Source organism: Streptomyces sp. NBC_01235 (assembly GCF_035989285.1).
Taxonomy (GTDB): Bacteria; Actinomycetota; Actinomycetes; order Streptomycetales; family Streptomycetaceae; genus Streptomyces.
This window is the reverse complement of the sequence record NZ_CP108513.1, coordinates 2,809,318-2,822,168: the sequence shown is the minus strand read 5'-3', so window position 1 is coordinate 2,822,168 and position 12,851 is coordinate 2,809,318. Positions and strand designations below refer to the sequence as shown.

At 72.5% G+C, this 12,851-nt stretch carries 14 protein-coding genes; 9 read left to right on the top strand and 5 right to left on the bottom strand.

Translation table 11 applies throughout. From position 1 onward, the window contains the following. Positions 1–41 precede the first annotated feature (41 nt). The 5 genes from OG289_RS12135 (at position 42) to OG289_RS12115 (ending at position 5,720) form a co-directional block, all read left to right on the top strand. Positions 42–833: a hypothetical protein gene (locus OG289_RS12135; protein ID WP_327314014.1), complete on the top strand. Its 792-nt coding sequence runs from the start codon at positions 42–44 to the stop codon at positions 831–833. Beyond that, on the top strand, positions 820–1,539 hold the full coding sequence (locus tag OG289_RS12130; protein ID WP_327314013.1) for a class F sortase: 720 nt from the start codon (positions 820–822) through the stop codon (positions 1,537–1,539). The genes OG289_RS12135 and OG289_RS12130 overlap by 14 nt, the downstream gene beginning before the upstream one ends. 183 nt (positions 1,540–1,722) lie before the next feature. Further along, the gene (locus OG289_RS12125) at positions 1,723–3,111 is read left to right on the top strand and encodes an aldehyde dehydrogenase family protein (protein ID WP_327314012.1); all 1,389 of its coding nucleotides are present in this window, start codon (positions 1,723–1,725) and stop codon (positions 3,109–3,111) included. An 11-nt stretch (positions 3,112–3,122) separates the two neighbouring features. Next, on the top strand, positions 3,123–4,205 hold the full coding sequence (locus OG289_RS12120; RefSeq protein WP_327314011.1) for a zinc-binding dehydrogenase: 1,083 nt from the start codon (positions 3,123–3,125) through the stop codon (positions 4,203–4,205). Positions 4,206–4,397: 192 nt separating this feature from the next. Then, complete coding sequence (locus tag OG289_RS12115; protein WP_327314010.1) at positions 4,398–5,720, top strand: MFS transporter; 1,323 nt, start codon at positions 4,398–4,400, stop codon at positions 5,718–5,720. On the opposite strand, the gene OG289_RS12110 is transcribed toward OG289_RS12115, so the two are convergent. From OG289_RS12110 to OG289_RS12100, 3 genes are all read right to left on the bottom strand, one after another. Beyond that, positions 5,712–6,674 (bottom strand): DMT family transporter, encoded by a 963-nt coding sequence (locus OG289_RS12110; protein ID WP_327314009.1) that lies wholly within the window; start codon positions 6,672–6,674, stop codon positions 5,712–5,714. The genes OG289_RS12115 and OG289_RS12110 overlap by 9 nt on opposite strands. A gap of 106 nt (positions 6,675–6,780) precedes the next feature. Then, positions 6,781–7,545 carry an ArsR/SmtB family transcription factor gene (locus tag OG289_RS12105; protein ID WP_327314008.1) on the bottom strand — a complete coding sequence of 255 codons (765 nt, stop codon included), beginning with the start codon at positions 7,543–7,545 and terminating at the stop codon, positions 6,781–6,783. A 45-nt stretch (positions 7,546–7,590) separates the two neighbouring features. After that, a complete protein-coding gene (locus OG289_RS12100; protein ID WP_327314007.1) occupies positions 7,591–8,232 on the bottom strand; it encodes a TetR/AcrR family transcriptional regulator in 642 nt (213 codons plus the stop codon). Positions 8,233–8,311: 79 nt separating this feature from the next. On the opposite strand from OG289_RS12100, the gene OG289_RS12095 reads away from it, so the two are divergent. The 3 genes from OG289_RS12095 (at position 8,312) to OG289_RS12085 (ending at position 10,464) form a co-directional block, all read left to right on the top strand. Continuing rightward, positions 8,312–9,463, top strand: a complete 1,152-nt coding sequence (locus OG289_RS12095; RefSeq protein ID WP_327320652.1) for an acyl-CoA dehydrogenase family protein — start codon at positions 8,312–8,314, stop codon at positions 9,461–9,463. A gap of 59 nt (positions 9,464–9,522) precedes the next feature. Next, positions 9,523–9,765, top strand: a complete 243-nt coding sequence (locus tag OG289_RS12090) for a YiaA/YiaB family inner membrane protein (RefSeq protein WP_107444819.1) — start codon at positions 9,523–9,525, stop codon at positions 9,763–9,765. A gap of 72 nt (positions 9,766–9,837) precedes the next feature. Continuing rightward, positions 9,838–10,464 carry a TetR/AcrR family transcriptional regulator gene (locus tag OG289_RS12085; RefSeq protein ID WP_327314006.1) on the top strand — a complete coding sequence of 209 codons (627 nt, stop codon included), beginning with the start codon at positions 9,838–9,840 and terminating at the stop codon, positions 10,462–10,464. Between the two features lie 24 nt (positions 10,465–10,488). On the opposite strand, the gene OG289_RS12080 is transcribed toward OG289_RS12085, so the two are convergent. Beyond that, entirely contained in the window at positions 10,489–10,950 is a 462-nt protein-coding gene (locus OG289_RS12080; RefSeq protein WP_327314005.1) for a MaoC family dehydratase, read from the bottom strand. Positions 10,951–11,081: 131 nt separating this feature from the next. Here OG289_RS12080 and soxR point away from each other — a divergent pair, with 131 nt between their 5' ends. After that, positions 11,082–11,567, top strand: coding sequence for a redox-sensitive transcriptional activator SoxR (gene soxR, locus OG289_RS12075; RefSeq protein WP_327314004.1), 486 nt, complete (start codon positions 11,082–11,084; stop codon positions 11,565–11,567). A 72-nt stretch (positions 11,568–11,639) separates the two neighbouring features. On the opposite strand, the gene OG289_RS12070 is transcribed toward soxR, so the two are convergent. Further along, positions 11,640–12,707 (bottom strand): RNA ligase (ATP), encoded by a 1,068-nt coding sequence (locus OG289_RS12070; RefSeq protein WP_327314003.1) that lies wholly within the window; start codon positions 12,705–12,707, stop codon positions 11,640–11,642. Between the last annotated feature and the right edge of the window lie 144 nt (positions 12,708–12,851).

Sequence of the window (12,851 nt, the reverse complement as noted above, 5' to 3'; positions counted from 1 at the left end):
AGCGATTTGTATGAAAATCGTCCTGACTCGGAGGAATGCGCATGTCCAGCTCGACGCTCCCACCCGCCTTCGGCTCCCGCCTCGGCGCCACGGCCCTCACGATGCTCGCCGCGGCGGGGTTCACCTGCCTCGCGGCACCGTCCGCCGTGGCCCAAGGGGAAGCCGGCGACATCAGGATCCACCGTGAGCAGGTACCCCCCGGCGTCTCGAAGGACGACCCGGTGGTCTGCCGGTTCTACCTCGACGCCGCCAACTTCGGCGCGCTGCCCACCGTCGCCTACACCATCAAGGCGCGGCCCCCGCTGCCCGGCACCGCCACCGTCACCGGCAACATCGCCCTGACCGGCGGCGCCGGGCACACCGACACGCTGGGGCTGGCCGACGGGTCGTACACGCTCGAGTGGACCTTCATCCCCCCGGGTGGCGCCCCGGTTCCCTCGCCCAGGGTGAAGATCTTCAAGGTCAACTGCCATGAGGGCCGCCACGAAGGCAGCCGGCACGAAGGGAACGACGGCCCGAACCGGCCGATCACGGACGACGGCCGGGAAGCCCTGGCCCCGAACGGCCAGGGCGGCGGCGGTCAGGGCGGCGGTCAGGGCGGCGGTCAGGGCGGCACCACCTGGAGCGGCGAGAAGGGCGGCGGTCAGGGCGGCACCACCTGGAGCGGCGAGAAGGGCGGCCCGGAGGGCGGCGTCCACGCCGGCGGTGGCGGCCTCGCCGACACCTCCGCGGCCTTCACCCCGCTGGCCGGAGCCGCGGCCGTCGGGCTGGCGGCCGTCGGCGGAGCCGCGTACTTCCGGCTGACCCGCCGGCGCAACCATGGTGCCGCGTAGGCGCGCACGCAGGCCCTGGTACCGGACCCGCGTCTTTCGCCTCACCAGGACGGCCGTGCTCGCGGTCGTCCTGGTGACGGTGGGAGTCCGGTGCGGCGGGCACGACGCCCCGGTCGCACCGGCCCGGGCCGGAGAGGCGGCGTCCGACGGGGCGCCGGCCGACCCGGCCCCCGGGGGCGGCGCGGGCGAACGGGGCCGGACACCGGGCAGGAAGGCGTCCGAGCGCCCCGAGCCCCCGCCCCGCCCGCTGCCCCGGTCTCCGGCGACCACCCTGCGCGTACCCTCCCTGGGCATCGAGGCGCCGATCGTCCCGCTGCGGCTCGGCCCCGGCCGGCACCTCGGGACCCCGCCGCTCGACAAGCCGAAACTCGTCGGCTGGTACGCGGGCGGCCCCTCACCGGGGGAGCGGGGCACGGCCGTCGCCGTCGGACACCGCGACACCAAGACCGGGCCGGCGGTTTTCGCCGGTCTCGCGCGCGTGCCGCGCGGCGCCCGGATCGAGGCCCGGCGTGCCGACGGGCGCACCGCCGTCTACACCGTCGACCGGGTGCGGGTCTTCGACAAGGCCACCTTCCCCGACAAGGAGGTGTACGGCCCGAGCAAGCGCCCCGAGCTGCGCGTACTCACCTGCGGGGGACTCTTCCGGCGCGCGACGGGCTACACCAGCAACGTCGTCGTCTTCGCCCATCTGACGGCGACCCGCTGACCCGCCGCCGGACCGCCCCCGCTGTACCCGCCGGCCCCGGCCCGGCCCCGCGCGTGGACGCCACCGCCTTCCTGATGGACGAACCGCTGCCCGGCGGCCCCCGGTGCCGGTGACCCCTGGTGTCAGAAAACTAACGACGCTAGTTTGGGGCGCGGACGACGAGGACCGCTCGGAGGGAACGCGATGAAGGCACACGACGGCATCTACCTCGACGGCGCCTGGCGCCACGCGGCGAGCCAGGACGTGATCGAGGTCGTCAACCCCGCCGACGAGCAGGTGATCGCCCGTGTCCCGGCGGGCGACGCCGAGGACGTCGACGCCGCCGTACGGGCCGCCCGCGCCGCGCTCCCCGTCTGGGCGGCCACCCCGCCCGCCGAGCGCGCCGCCCGGCTGAGCGCGCTCCGGGACGTCCTGGTGGCACGCAAGGACGAGATCGCCGAGACGGTCACCGCCGAACTCGGCTCCCCCCTGCCCTTCTCGCAGGCGGTCCACGTGGCCGTGCCGATCGCGGTCGCGGACTCCTACGCCGAGCTGGCCGCGACCCACTCCTTCGAGGAGAAGGTCGGCAACTCGACCGTCCACCACGAGCCGGTCGGCGTGGTCGGCGCGATCACCCCCTGGAACTACCCCCTGCACCAGATCGTCGCCAAGGTCGCCCCGGCCCTCGCCGCGGGCTGCACGGTGGTCCTGAAGCCCGCCGAGGACACGCCGCTCGTCGCGCAGCTCTTCGCGGAGGCGGTCCACGAGGCGGGCGTCCCGGCCGGTGTCTTCAACCTGGTCACGGGCCTCGGTCCGGTCGCCGGACAGGCGCTCGCCGAGCACCCCGGCGTCGACCTGGTCTCCTTCACCGGCTCCACGGCCGTGGGCAGGCGGATCGCCGCGACCGCGGGCGCCGCGATCAAGAAGGTGGCCCTCGAACTCGGCGGCAAGTCCGCCAACGTCATCCTGCCGAGCGCCGACCTCGCCCGGGCGGTCAACGTCGGCGTCGCCAACGTGATGTCCAACTCCGGGCAGACGTGCAGCGCCTGGACGCGGATGCTGGTGCACCGCGACCAGTACGAGGAGGCGGTCGGGCTGGCCGCCACCGCCGCCGCCAAGTACGGCGACCGCATCGGACCGGTGGTGAACGCCAAGCAGCGGGCCCGCGTGCGCAGTTACATCGACAAGGGCGCGGCGGAGGGTGCGCGGCTGGTCGCCGGCGGCCCCGAATCCCCGCGCGAACAGGGCTACTTCATCTCCCCGACCGTCTTCGCCGACGTCACCCCCGAGATGACGATCGCCCAGGAGGAGATCTTCGGCCCGGTCCTTTCCGTCCTGCGCTACGAGGACGAGGAGGACGCCCTGCGCATCGCCAACGGCACGGTCTACGGCCTCGCGGGGGCCGTCTGGGCCGGCGACGAGGCGGAGGCGGTGGCCTTCGCCCGCCGGATGGACACCGGACAGGTCGACATCAACGGGGGCCGGTTCAACCCCCGTGCCCCCTTCGGCGGTTACAAGCAGTCGGGCGTCGGCCGCGAACTGGGCGCCCATGGCCTCGCCGAGTACCTCCAGACCAAGTCCCTGCAGTTCTGAGGAGCGTATCCGTGGTTCGCGCAGCCGTCCTTCCCGCCGTGGGCGCTCCTTTGGAGATCACCGGCATCGACCTCCCGGACCCCGGCCCCGGCCAGGTCCGTGTCCGTCTCGCCGCCGCCGGGGTGTGCCACTCCGACCTGTCCCTGTCCGACGGCACCATGCGGGTGCCGGTCCCGGCCGTCCTCGGCCACGAGGGTGCCGGCACGGTCGTCGCCGTCGGCGAGGGCGTCACCCACATCTCGCCCGGCGCCGAGGTCGTCCTCAACTGGGCCCCGTCCTGCGGAAGCTGCCACGCCTGCGCACTCGGCGAGGTCTGGCTGTGCGCCAACGCCCTGAACGGGGCCGCGGACGTCTACGCGCACCGCTCCTGTGACGGCGCCGACCTCCACCCCGGCCTGAACGTCGCGGCGTTCGCCGAGGAGACGGTGGTCTCGGCGGGCTGCGTCCTGCCCCTGCCCGACGGCGTGCCGCTCACCGACGCGGCCCTGCTGGGCTGCGCGGTCCTCACCGGCTACGGCGCCGTCCACCACTCGGCGAAGGTCCGGCAGGGCGAGACCGTGGCGGTGTACGGCGTCGGGGGAGTGGGCCTGGCGGCGCTCCAGGCGGCCCGGATCGCGGGCGCGGCGCGCATCGTCGCCGTCGATGTCTCCCCGGAGAAGGAGGAGCTGGCGCGCGGCGCGGGCGCCACGGACTACGTCCTCGCCTCCGAGACGACGGCCCGCGAGATCCGGGGACTGACGGACAAGCAGGGCGTCGACGTGGCGATCGAGTGCGTCGGTCGCGCGGTCACGATCCGCACGGCCTGGGACTCCACCCGACGCGGCGGCCGCACGACGGTCGTCGGCATCGGCGGCAAGGATCAGCAGGTCACCTTCAACGCGCTCGAGATCTTCCACTGGGGCAGGACCCTGTCCGGTTGCGTCTACGGCAACTCGGATCCGGCGCGGGACCTGCCGGTGCTCGCCGAGCACGTACGCGCGGGCCGCCTGGACCTGGGCGCACTGGTGACGGAACGGATCGACCTGGACGGGATCCCGGCGGCGTTCGAGAACATGCTGGCGGGGAAGGGAGGACGGGCGCTGGTGGTCTTCTAGCGCCTGCTCGCCACGCGCCCCGGCCCCGATGCGAGGCCGGGGCCCGAGGCATGCCCGCAGCCCGTCTCTGTGCCATGTACAGGTAAAAGTCCCGGTGTACGACCCGTTGACGGCCATACCGTCCGGTCAGTACGTTCCCGGAACCCGAACCACCCCCCGCTCCGTCCCCCGCACCCATCGGAGTGTGCACGCATGGACACGGCCCCTTCCGCCCAGCCGCTCACCCCCACCGCTCCCGCCGTCCGAAACCGTCGCAGGGTCGCCACGGCGGCCGCGCTGGCCTCGGCCGTCGAGTGGTACGACTACTTCGTCTTCGGCATAGCCGCCGCCCTCGTCCTCGGCGACCTCTACTTCCCGGCCGGCAGCCCCACCGCCGGGGTCCTCGCCGCCTTCGCCACCTTCGCCGTCGGCTTCCTCGCCCGCCCGATCGGCGGCATCGTCGCCGGCCAGCTCGGCGACAAGCGAGGCCGCAAACCGATGCTGGTCCTCGCGCTCACGCTCATGGGCGTCGCCACCACAGGCATCGGCCTGCTCCCGACGTACGACACGATCGGCGTCGCGGCCCCGATCCTGCTCGTCCTGCTCCGCGTGGTGCAGGGCGTCGCGGTCGGCGCGCAGTGGGGCGGTGCGATGCTGCTGGCCACCGAGTACGCCCCCGAGGGCAAGCGCGGTGTGTACGGCAGCTTCGTCCAACTCGGCGTCCCCATCGGCGTGGTGACCGCCAACACGGTCTTCCTGCTGGCCGGCGCGTTCACCACCGACTCCGCCTTCGCGGCGTGGGGCTGGCGACTGCCCTTCCTGGCCGGCCTGTTCGTCCTCGCGCTCGCCTGGTACATCCACCGAAACGTCGAGGAGACCCCCGAATTCCGCAAGGCCGAAAGGGAGTTGGCCGAGAAGGAGCAGGCGGAGAGCAGCTCCCCCCTGCGCACGATCGTCCGCGGCCACCTGGGCACCGTGTTCCTCGCCGGCGGCTCCTTCGCCGTGAACACCGCGACCTTCTACATCCTGATCACGGGTGTCCTCGACTACACGACCCGCGAACTCGACATGAAGCGCGACGCGGTGCTCACCGTCTCGCTCTGCGTCAGCCTCACCCAGCTCGTGCTGATCCCGGCGGCCGCCGCGCTCTCCGACCGCATCGGCCGCATCCGGATCTACGCGTGGGGCGCGGCCGGCATCGCGCTGTGGGCCGTGCCGATGTTCCTCCTGATCGACACCGGCTCGCTGCTGTGGCTGGCGGTCGGCACGTTCGTCGCCGGCTGCTTCCTCAGCATCATGTACGGCCCCCAGGCCGCCCTGTTCGCCGAGCTGTTCACGCCCGAGATGCGCTACACGGGCGCCTCTCTCGGCTACCAGATCGCGGCCGTGCTCGGCGGCGGCCTCGCGCCCTTCGTGATGGTGCTGCTGCTGGAGGCGACGGGCACCTCGATGGCGGTGTCCGGCTACATCATCGCGCTTGCCGTGATCGCCCTGCTGTCCATCAAGGTCCTTGCGGGAAGGGTGCGTTCACACTGAGTCCGGCGCGGGCTCGGGCCGCGGCTGCGGAGTCGTCTCCGGCGCCGCGGCCCGTGCCGCTGCCCAGGGCCGCGACCGCGACACCGCCACACCCGCCAGACACAGCGCGCCGCCCGCCAGGGTGAGCGGCCCCGGCACCTCGCCCAGTGCCAGCCACGACATCAGGACGACCAGCGCGGGCACCGCGTACGTGGTCGCTCCCATGCGGCTCGCGGTCGTCCTGGCCAGGGCGTACGCCCACGTGGTGAAGGCGAGCGCGGTCGGAAAGACCCCGAGGTAGACCATGTTGAGCGTCGCGGAGACAGGCGCGTCGGCCGCCTCGTGCACCAACTGCCCGGAGAACGGCAGACACACCACCGCCCCGACCAGGCACCCGAACGTCGTCACCTGAAGCGCGCTCGCCCGGGCCAGGGCGGGCTTCTGCGCGACGACTCCGCACGCGTAGCCGACGGCGGCGAGCAGACACAGCACCACCCCGAGCACCGACGACCCGCCCTCGCCCGACATCGACATCCCCACCGCGACCGCGCCCGCGAACGACACCGCCATCCCCGCCAGCAGCCGCGGCGGCATCACGTCACCGAGCAGCCGTGCGCCGAGCAACGCGACGAGGATCGGCCCGATGTTGACCACCAGAGCCGCCGTCCCCGCGTCCACCTGCTGCTCGCCCCAGTTGAGCACGACCATGTAGAACCCGAACCACAGCACACCCGACACGGCTGTCCCGCGCCATGCGGACCTCGGGGGCCACCCTTCCCGCCGGACCGCCCAGATGGCCCCCAGCACCACCGCACCGCAGACCAGCCTCCCGAGCGCCAGCGCGCCCGGCGAGTACGCGTCGCCCGCGCTGCGGATCGACACGAAGGCGGAGGCCCACAACACGACGGTGACCGTGGCGGCCCCGGCGGCGAGCAACTCTGGACGACGTTCGGTACGCCGTGGGCGGTTCATCATGGTCCTCGAGGCTAGGAAGGAAGCGGCTGGAAGGCTCGCGGATTTCGGACGAGGGGTTGGCGTCGGCGCCGCCGGAGGGCGCTGTGCGGGGCGGTACCCGCGCAGGTCAGCGCAGCGTCTCCAGTTCGATGCCGAGCAGTTCGGTCAGCGCCCGCTCGCCCTTTGCCGTCACCTTCACGGCCCGCTCGGAGCCGATGCGCACGCACCACCCCGCGTCGAGGACGTGCCGGCACAGGGCCGCGCCGGCGGCGCCCGCGAGGTGGGGGCGGCGCTCGGTCCAGTCGAGGCAGGCGCGGGCGAGCGGTCGGCGCGTCCCGCGGTCGAGCGCGATGCCGCTGCCCTCGAACCACCCCAGCCCCGCCTCGGTCAGCACGAACCCGGTGGCCCGCTCCCGGGACGTCCGTCGCCGGGGTGGTCCGGACCCTTCCGGGAGTCCTGCCGCGCTCAGCAGTCCGCGTGTCGTGAGGGCGTCGGTGAGGACGATGCCGAGCCGGCCGGCCAGGTGGTCGTAGCAGGTGCGGGCCCGGGCCATCGCCGAACCGGCGTTGGAGGCGCGCAAGGTGCGCGGCCGGTGGGCGGGGTCCGGGGCCACCTGGGCGGCCAGGTCCTCCACGAGCTGGGCGACCCGCGTGTCGGCGAGGCGCACGTACCGGTGCCGCCCCTGTCGTTCCTCGGCCAGCAGCCCGCCCGCGACCAGCTTGCCCAGGTGCTCGCTCAGCGTCGACGCGGCCACGCCCGCGTGCCGGGCCAGCTCGCCGGCGGTCCATGCCCGCCCGTCGAGCAGCGCCAGCAGGCACACGGCCCGTGTCTCGTCGGCGACGAGCCCGGCGAGTGCGGCCAGTCCCGGCGCCCGTGCGTCCCTGGTGGTCATGCGTCCCAGCATGCGCCACGGACACTTCGGCGCCCGCCGAACCGTCTACGCCGGGCGCGGCACCTGCTCGTACTGCTGCGCCAGCCCGTCCAGCAGTGCCCGCAGCCCGGTCTCGAACGCCCGCTCGTCGATCTTCTCCTGCTGCTCGGCGAGGAGGTGGGCCTGTCCCAGGTGCGGGTAGTCGGCGGGGTCGTAGGCGGCTCTGTCGTCGACGAATCCGCCGGCGAACGAGCCGAGCGCGGAGCCCATGACGAAGTACCGCATCAGCGCGCCGATGGAGGTGGCCTGCGACGGCGGCCACCCGGCGCGGACCATGGCGCCGTACACCGCGTCGGCGAGGCGCAGTCCGGCGGGACGGCGGCCGGGGCCCTGGGCGAGCACCGGGACGATGTTCGGGTGGTCGCGCAGGGCCGCCCGGTAGGAGAGGGCCCAGTCGTGCAGCGCGGTCCGCCACTCCCGGCCGTCCTCGAACATCGACAGGTCGACCTGGGCGCTCACCGAGTCGGCGACGGCCTCCAGGATCTCGTCCTTGGTGCGGAAGTGGTTGTACAGCGAGGGGCCGCTCACCCCCAGCTCCGCGGCGAGCCTGCGCGTGGAGACGGCGGCCAGACCCTCCGCGTCCACGAGCGTCCGTGCGGTCTCGACGATCCGGTCGGTGCTGAGGAGGGGCTTGCGCGGTCGGGCCATGGCGCACATAGTAGGGCTGCGCAACAGAAACTAGCAGTGCTAATTTAAAGTCCGACTTCCTCTGTGGGGTGATCTCGTGGTGAACCTGGGGCTCAGCGAGGAGCAGGTGGCCGTCCGACGGCTCGCCAGGGAGTTCGTGGACCGCGAGATCGCCCCGCACGTCATCGCCTGGGACCGCGCGGAGGAGGTCGACCGGTCCGTCGTCAAGAAGCTCGGCGAGGTCGGCTTCCTCGGTCTGACCGTCGACGAGGAGTACGGCGGCTCGGGCGGCGACCATCTCGCGTACTGCCTGGTCACGGAGGAGCTGGGGCGCGGGGACTCGTCCGTGCGCGGGATCGTGTCCGTCTCGCTCGGCCTGGTCGCCAAGACCGTCGCGGCCTGGGGGAACGAGGAGCAGAAGCGGCGCTGGCTGCCGGGGCTGACGTCCGGCGAGTACGTCGGCTGCTTCGGTCTGACCGAGCCCGGTACCGGTTCGGACGCCGGGAACCTCTCCACACGGGCGGTGCGCGACGGCGACGACTACGTCATCAACGGCACCAAGATGTTCATCACGAACGGCACCTGGGCCGACGTCGTGCTGCTGTTCGCCCGCTCGACCGACGCGCCGGGTCACAAGGGTGTCTCCGCGTTCCTCGTCCCGGCCGACACCCCGGGGCTGAGCCGCCGCGCCATCCACGGCAAGCTCGGTCTGCGCGGCCAGGCGACCGCCGAACTGGTCCTGGACGACGTCCGGGTCCCCGCCTCCGCGATGCTGGCGCCCGAGGGCAAGGGCTTCTCCGTCGCCATGTCGGCGCTCGCCAAGGGCCGGATGTCGGTCGCGGCGGGCTGCGTCGGCATAGCGCAGGCCGCCCTGGACGCGGCGGTGCGGTACGCGGGGGAGCGGGAGCAGTTCGGGAAGACCATCGCTCACCACCAGCTGGTCCAGGAGCTGATCAGCGACATCGCCGTGGACGTCGACGCGGCCCGGCTGCTGACCTGGCGGGTCGCCGACCTCGTCGACCGGGGCCTGCCGTTCGCCACCGAGTCCTCCAAGGCCAAGCTCTTCGCCTCGGAGGCCGCCGTCCGCGCCGCCAACAACGCCCTCCAGGTCTTCGGCGGCTACGGATACATCGACGAGTACCCGGCGGGCAAACTCCTGCGCGACGCCCGTGTGATGACCCTCTACGAGGGCACCAGCCAGATCCAGAAGCTGCTCATCGGGCGCGCGCTGACGGGGGTTTCGGCGTTCTGAGTACGTCGTGAGTACGTGGACGGATGTGGCGGCGGCCTCGTCCGGCGAAGCTTCCGTCCATGAGTGAGACACCGGTCAAGCAGAACACCGCCGCCTTCTACGGCCAGGCGGTCGCGTCGTTCGCCGTGGCCATGGCGGCGACCGCCATCGGCATCTTCAAGCTGAACGCCGACGCCTGGGTGCGTGCCTTCCTCGCGATCGCCGTCCTCTACCTCGTCACGTCCGCGTTCACCCTGGCCAAGGTGATCAGGGACAAGCAGGACGCGGCGGCCCGGGTGTACAGCCCCTTCGAAAAGCTCTGAGCGGGCACTCTAAGCGAGCGCTCACCTTCGGCGGTATGGTGTACCTCCTGTATCGAGAGGGGCGAGTCAGCGATGAGTACGGCGAAGGAGACGGCCGGCGGCGAGATCGAGCCGTGGGAAGAGGTCACCCCTGACGCGGCCCGGCGACTGCTCGTCGCGGCCGTGGAGGCCTTCGCCGAGCGCGGCTACCACGCGACGACGACCCGCGACATCGCGGGCCGCGCGGGGATGAGCCCGGCCGCCCTCTACATCCACTACAAGACCAAGGAAGAGCTGCTCCACCGCATCAGCCGGATCGGCCACGACCGGGCGCTGGACATCCTGCGCACGGCGGCCGCCGGTGAGGGGGACGCCACCAAGCGGCTCGCGGAGGCCGTGAGCTCCTTCGTCCGCTGGCACGCCGGGCGGCGCACCACGGCACGGGTCGTCCAGTACGAACTGGACGCGCTCGGCCCCGAAGCCCGCGCGGAGATCCTCGACCTGCGCCACAAGGTCGACGCCGAGGTGCGCGGGATCATCGAGGACGGCGTGGCGAGCGGCGAGTTCGACGTGCCGGACGTGCACGGCACGACGCTGGCCGTGCTGTCCCTCTGTATCGACGTGGCCCGCTGGTTCAACATCGACGGGCCCCGCACGCCCGACGAGGTCGGCGCGCTGTACGCCGACCTCGTGCTGCGGATGGTGGGCGCGGCGAAGTAGCCGCGCGCCGGCCCTCGGGGTGGTTCAGACGTAGTAGCGGGACACCGACTCCGCCACGCAGACCGGCTTGTCCCCGCCCTCGCGCTCCACGGTGAAGGCGACGGCGACCTGGACGCCGCCCGGTACGTCGTCGACGCCGGTGATCGTCGCCGTGGCGCGCAGGCGCGAGCCGACGGGGACGGGAGCGGGGAAGCGCACCTTGTTCGTCCCGTAGTTGACGCCCATCTTCACGCCCTCGACCTTGATCAGCTGGGGGCCGAAGAGCGGCAGCAGGGAGAGGGTGAGGTAGCCGTGCGCGATGGTGGTGCCGAAGGGGCCGGCGGCGGCCTTCTCCGGGTCGACGTGGATCCACTGGTGGTCGCCGGTGGCCTCCGCGAAGAGGTCGATCCGCTTCTGGTCGACCTCCAGCCAGTCGGTGTGTCCCAGCTGCTCGCCCACCGCCGCCCTCAGGTCGTCGGCGGACGTGAAGATCCTCGGCTCTGCCATGTCTGTGGCCCTCTCGCGTCACGCATTGCCCATGTCACCGTGTCATAGGTCTAAGCAACTGCTTAGCATGGTGGGGTGCGGGGTCGATGTCAACGGGCCCGGGGTGTGACCAGGTGGGTAGGGTTCGAGGGGTGCCGCAGATTCCCGAGAAGATCCACGAGCTCACGGTCGGCCAGCTCGCCGCGCGCAGCGGCGCCGCCGTCTCCGCCCTGCACTTCTACGAGTCCAAGGGCCTGATCAGCAGCCGCCGCACGTCGGGCAACCAGCGCCGCTACCACCGTGACACGCTGCGCCGTGTCGCCTTCGTCCGCGCGGCGCAGCGGGTCGGCATCCCTCTGGCCACCATTCGCGAGGCCCTCGCCGAACTTCCCGAGGAGCGCACGCCGACCCGTGAGGACTGGGCCCGCCTCTCGCAGGCGTGGCGCGCGGAGCTGGACGAGCGCATCAAGCAGCTCAACCGGCTCCGCGATCACCTCACCGACTGCATCGGCTGCGGCTGCCTGTCCCTCGCCACGTGCGTGCTGTCCAATCCGGACGACGTGTTCGGTGAACGGGCCTCCGGGTCACGGTTGTTGGTGGAGTCGAGCGATCGTGGCCGCGCTTGCCGGGAGCGCTGAGAGCGCCTCGGGGCGGTCGGCGGGCCGCCCCGCTCCCGGCCGTCTGCGGGCTCGGGAGCGTGGCGCGTGCTCCTACTCGTACTCGGTTCCGCCCTTTCGGGTCAGGTAGGCGCCGCTGACCGCCTTGGCGATCGTCCTTCCGCCCGTCACCGGGCTGTACCGCTCGACCGACGGTCGGATCACCACTCCCTCGCGCAGGTGCAGCCCGCGGCCGGACACCGTCTCGCGGCCGGTCGCGATGTCCAGGATCCGTTCGCTGTCGTACGGGCCCTCGAAGAGGCGGGGGACCAACGGCAGCTCCCCGTCGAGCAGTTCGGCCGCGTCCAGCCAGCGGACCGTGCCGTCGATCTCCGCCGACACGTCGAACACCGCGTACCCGAGGGTGTCCCGGCGGCCGTCCGCGCCGTAGGTGAGGTCCTGCACACCCGCGCCGTACACCTCGCCGAAGACGCCGATCCGGCGGGCGCCCAGTCGCGCGGCGAGGCGGGAGGCCGCCTCGGCGACGCCGTGGCCGCGTATCGCCCGCCAGTACAGGTTGCGCGGGTCCTCCGCCAGGGCGAGGGACTTCGCGCCGAAGCCCTTCGAGGAGACGTACACCCGCTCGTCGTCCGCCACGTAGGTCAGCAGGCATGCCGAGCCGTGCAGTTTCTCGGTCACGACGACGGGCTCGCCGGGTTCGAAGATGTCGGGGTAGCGCTGGATGTTCTCGATGTCGACCCACGGCAGCAGATCCGGTGCCGCCTCGACGTCGCCGTTCATGGTCGGCGGGATCGGCGGCACCCACTTGACGATGCCGAGCCGCTCCGCGAAGTCGGTGCCCTCCGCCGCCGCCCGTGTCAGGTCGACGTCGGCCAGCGCCTTCGGTCGGCACACGATCCCCTGGGAGAGCTCGCCCCGCAGTCGCACCGCCTTGACCCGGTCCGACCTGCTGCCCGCCAGCCGCCCGGTCAGCCCCAGCTCCTCGACCAGCTCGGCGGGGAGCACCGACTGTTCGGGGATGTAGAGGGCGGCCTCGCCGGTGCGGTACGCGCCCTTGGCGACGACGGCCCGGTACAGGCCGACCTGGGCCAGTTCGAGGGCGTCGGCGTTGGGGTGTTCGTGGACGGTCAGCACTTCGGCGGTGACGCGCAGCGTCGACATCAGGGCTCCTTCAGGGAACGGGTGGGGCCTCCGGTGGGTTCATCGCTCTCCACTGTCTCCGGCGGAAAACGGTGGAGCGACCCGATTTGCGGCTGGTAGCGTCCCTCTCTTCGGCCGACGGCGACGTCGTCGCGCACGGAGTCC